Source organism: Noviherbaspirillum sp., from assembly GCF_036846085.1.
Classification (GTDB): domain Bacteria; phylum Pseudomonadota; class Gammaproteobacteria; order Burkholderiales; family Burkholderiaceae_D; genus Noviherbaspirillum.
Map to the genome: position 1 here is coordinate 1 of NZ_DAIUCO010000228.1, position 3,862 is coordinate 3,862.

A 3,862-nucleotide genomic window follows, 5' to 3' on the forward strand; every position below is an offset into this window, starting at 1 on the left:
ATCTACGACGACCTGTCCAAGCAGGCGGTCGCCTATCGTCAGATGAGCCTGCTGCTGCGCCGTCCGCCGGGCCGCGAAGCCTATCCGGGCGACGTGTTCTATCTGCACAGCCGTCTGCTTGAGCGTGCCGCTCGCGTCAACCCTGACTACGTCGCTGCCTTCACCAAGGGCGAAGTACAGGGCAAGACCGGTTCGCTGACCGCATTGCCGATCATCGAAACACAGGCAGGCGACGTTTCCGCGTTCGTTCCGACCAACGTGATTTCGATTACCGACGGCCAGATCTTCCTCGAGACTTCGCTGTTCAACGCCGGTATCCGTCCTGCGATCAACGCCGGTATCTCGGTGTCCCGCGTCGGTGGCGCCGCTCAGACCAAGGTCATCAAGGGCCTGTCCGGCGGTATCCGTACCGACCTGGCGCAGTATCGTGAACTGGCGGCGTTCGCGCAGTTCGCGTCGGACCTCGATGAAGCGACCCGCAAGCAGCTCGACCGCGGTGCGCGCGTGACGGAATTGCTGAAGCAGCCGCAGTACTCGCCGCTGCCGATTTCGTTGATGGCCGTGTCGCTGTTCGCAGTGAACAAGGGCTACTTCGACAGCATCGACGTCAAGCAGGTGCTGGCCTTCGAAGCCGGCCTGCACAACTTCATGAAGACCAGCCACGGCGCATTGCTGCAGAAGATTGAAGACACCAAGCAACTCGATAAGGACGGCGAAGCAGCACTGGCCGCCGCGATTGCCGACTTCAAGAAAACATTCTGAGCTTCGCCGGCGCACAAGGAGTAACGACTCATGGCTGCAGGTAAAGAGATACGCGGCAAGATCAAAAGCGTAGAGAACACGAAGAAGATCACGAAGGCGATGGAAATGGTCGCCGCATCCAAAATGCGCAAGGCGCAGGACAGGATGCGGTCCGCCCGTCCCTACAGTGACAAGATTCGTAATATCGCCGCCAACTTGTCGCAAGCCAATCCCGAATACACGCATCCGTTTCTGGTGAAGCAGGACACAGCGAAAACGGTGGGCATCATCGTCGTCACCACGGACAAAGGTCTGTGCGGCGGCATGAATACCAACGTGCTGCGTTCGGTCACCACCAAGGTGCGCGAACTCGAAGGTCAAGGAAACAAGGTGGAAGCCGTCGCCATTGGCAACAAGGGTTTCGGCTTTCTGAATCGCATTGGCGCCAAGGTCGTGTCGCATGCCATCCAGCTCGGCGACACGCCGCACCTGGAAAAGCTGATCGGCCCGGTCAAGGTGCTGCTCGACGCTTACCAGGAAGGCCGGCTGGACGCGGTCTACATCTGCTACACCAAGTTCATCAACACGATGCGCCAGGAACCGATGATGGAGCAGTTGCTGCCGTTGTCATCCGAACGCATGCAGGCGGACAAGGGTAATCTCGCATGGGATTACATCTATGAGCCGGATGCCCAGACCGTGATCGATGAACTGCTGGTGCGTTATGTCGAAGCACTGATCTACCAGGCGGTTGCCGAGAACATGGCATCCGAGCAGTCGGCACGCATGGTGGCGATGAAGGCGGCAAGCGACAACGCGGGCAATGTGATCGGTGAACTGAAGCTGGTCTACAACAAGACGCGTCAGGCTGCGATTACCAAAGAACTTTCCGAGATCGTTGCCGGAGCGGCTGCGGTTTAACCAATAACGACGCTGCTCGATTGCCGCCCCTTCGGGGGCAGCCGGATGAAGGATGGGTTCAAGACGATTGCGTCAACCATCCTCGCCACGGCTGTCCCCTGGAGAAGGAAATCGAGCAGCTGCAAAGAATTTAAATTAACTATTGAAGGAACGAAGATGGCTGATGGCAAAATCGTTCAGTGTATCGGCGCCGTGGTGGACGTTGAGTTCCCGCGCAACGCGATGCCCAAGATTTACGATGCCCTGAAAATGGACGGCTCCGAGCTGACCCTGGAAGTGCAGCAGCAGCTGGGCGACGGCGTCGTCCGTACCATTGCGCTGGGTTCTTCCGAAGGTCTGCGCCGCGGCATGATGATCCGCAATACCGGCGCACCGATCTCGGTGCCCATCGGTAAGGCGACTCTGGGCCGCATCATGGACGTGCTGGGCAACCCGATCGACGAATGCGGACCGGTGAGCAGCGCACAGACTGCACCGATCCACCGCCGCGCGCCTGCATACGACGACCTGTCGCCGTCGCAGGAACTGCTCGAAACCGGCATCAAGGTGATTGACCTGGTCTGCCCGTTCGCCAAAGGCGGTAAGGTTGGCCTGTTCGGCGGCGCCGGCGTGGGCAAGACCGTGAACATGATGGAACTGATCAACAACATCGCGAAGGCACACTCGGGTCTGTCCGTGTTCGCCGGCGTGGGTGAGCGTACTCGTGAAGGTAACGACTTCTACCACGAGATGGCCGATGCCAAGGTGGTTGATCTGGACAATCCGGAAAACTCCAAGGTTGCGATGGTGTATGGTCAGATGAACGAACCGCCAGGCAACCGCCTGCGCGTTGCGCTGACCGGCCTGACGATCGCTGAAGGCTTCCGCGATGAAGGCAAGGACGTTCTGTTCTTCGTCGACAACATCTACCGCTACACACTGGCCGGTACCGAAGTGTCCGCGCTGCTGGGCCGTATGCCCTCCGCGGTGGGTTACCAGCCAACATTGGCCGAGGAAATGGGCCGCCTGCAGGAGCGCATCACCTCCACCAAGACCGGTTCGATCACCTCGATCCAGGCCGTGTACGTCCCTGCGGACGACTTGACCGACCCGTCGCCTGCAACCACGTTTGCTCACCTCGACTCCACCGTCGTGTTGTCGCGTGACATCGCCGCGCTCGGTATTTATCCCGCCGTGGACCCGCTCGATTCGACCTCGCGTCAGCTTGACCCGAACGTCGTCGGCCAGGACCACTACGAGACGGCACGCGCCGTCCAGGGCACGCTGCAGCGCTACAAGGAGCTGCGCGACATCATCGCGATTCTGGGCATGGACGAACTGGCGCCGGAAGACAAGCTGGTCGTGGCACGCGCTCGTAAGATGCAGCGTTTCCTGTCGCAGCCATTCCACGTCGCTGAAGTGTTTACCGGTTCCCCAGGCAAGTACGTTTCGCTGAAGGACACGATCAAGGGCTTCAAGATGATCGCATCCGGCGAACTCGATCACCTGCCGGAACAGGCGTTCTACATGGTCGGCACGATCGACGAAGCGATCGAAAAAGCCAAGAAGATTCAGTAATCGGGTTGTCGTTTCCCGCCGCGAGGCGGGTGCGACGGACGGTCTGGTCTTCAGACGAACACATAAGGTTCCAACATGGCAAACACTATTCACGTAGACGTCGTCTCCGCCGAAGAGGAAATCTTCGCCGGCGCGGCCGAGTTCGTCGCGTTGCCGGGTGAAGCCGGCGAGTTGGGCATCTATCCGATGCACACCCCGCTGATCACCCGCATCCGGCCGGGCGCGGTACGCATCAAGGTGCCGGGACAAAGCGAAGACGAGTTCGTTTTCGTCGCCGGCGGCATTCTGGAAGTGCAGCCGAATGGCGTGACGGTACTGGCCGACACCGCCATCCGTGGTGCCGACCTGGACGAAGCCAAAGCGGCTGAAGCCAAGAAGCTGGCGGAACAGGCATTGTCGAACAAGGATTCCGCGATCGATTACGCCAAGGCGCAAGCCGAGCTCGCAGCGGCGATCGCGCAATTGCAGGCAATCCACAAGTTGCGTCAAAAGCGGTAAGGAAGACAGGCATTACAATGAAAGGCAGCTTCGGCTGCCTTTTTTATTGCCGCATCCAAAATCGGGAGCCGGCAAAACGCGTTCCCGGAGGCCTCCATGACACCAACAACCATATCGGCACTGCTGGCAGAAAGTCGCACTATCG

At 59.6% G+C, this 3,862-nt stretch carries 3 protein-coding genes and 1 pseudogene; all 4 read left to right on the plus strand.

Annotation, left to right across the window (positions count from 1 at the left end; all coding sequences use genetic code 11):
- Positions 1–762: pseudogene (locus V7080_RS20510) on the plus strand (F0F1 ATP synthase subunit alpha); the annotation flags it as partial.
- Positions 763–792: 30 nt separating this feature from the next.
- Positions 793–1,662: a F0F1 ATP synthase subunit gamma gene (gene atpG, locus V7080_RS20515; RefSeq protein WP_334190246.1), complete on the plus strand. Its 870-nt coding sequence runs from the start codon at positions 793–795 to the stop codon at positions 1,660–1,662.
- Positions 1,663–1,818: 156 nt separating this feature from the next.
- On the plus strand, positions 1,819–3,219 hold the full coding sequence (atpD, locus tag V7080_RS20520) for a F0F1 ATP synthase subunit beta (RefSeq protein WP_334190247.1): 1,401 nt from the start codon (positions 1,819–1,821) through the stop codon (positions 3,217–3,219).
- A gap of 75 nt (positions 3,220–3,294) precedes the next feature.
- The gene (locus V7080_RS20525) at positions 3,295–3,717 is read left to right on the plus strand and encodes a F0F1 ATP synthase subunit epsilon (RefSeq protein WP_334190248.1); all 423 of its coding nucleotides are present in this window, start codon (positions 3,295–3,297) and stop codon (positions 3,715–3,717) included.
- Positions 3,718–3,862 lie beyond the last annotated feature (145 nt).

Excerpts from the sequence above, each read along its gene's own strand:
- V7080_RS20525 (WP_334190248.1), top strand. The coding sequence starts at position 3,295 with ATGGCAAACACTATTCACGTAGACGTCGTCTCCGCCGAAGAGGAAATC.
- atpG (WP_334190246.1), top strand. The coding sequence starts at position 793 with ATGGCTGCAGGTAAAGAGATACGCGGCAAGATCAAAAGCGTAGAGAAC.
- atpD (WP_334190247.1), top strand. The coding sequence starts at position 1,819 with ATGGCTGATGGCAAAATCGTTCAGTGTATCGGCGCCGTGGTGGACGTT.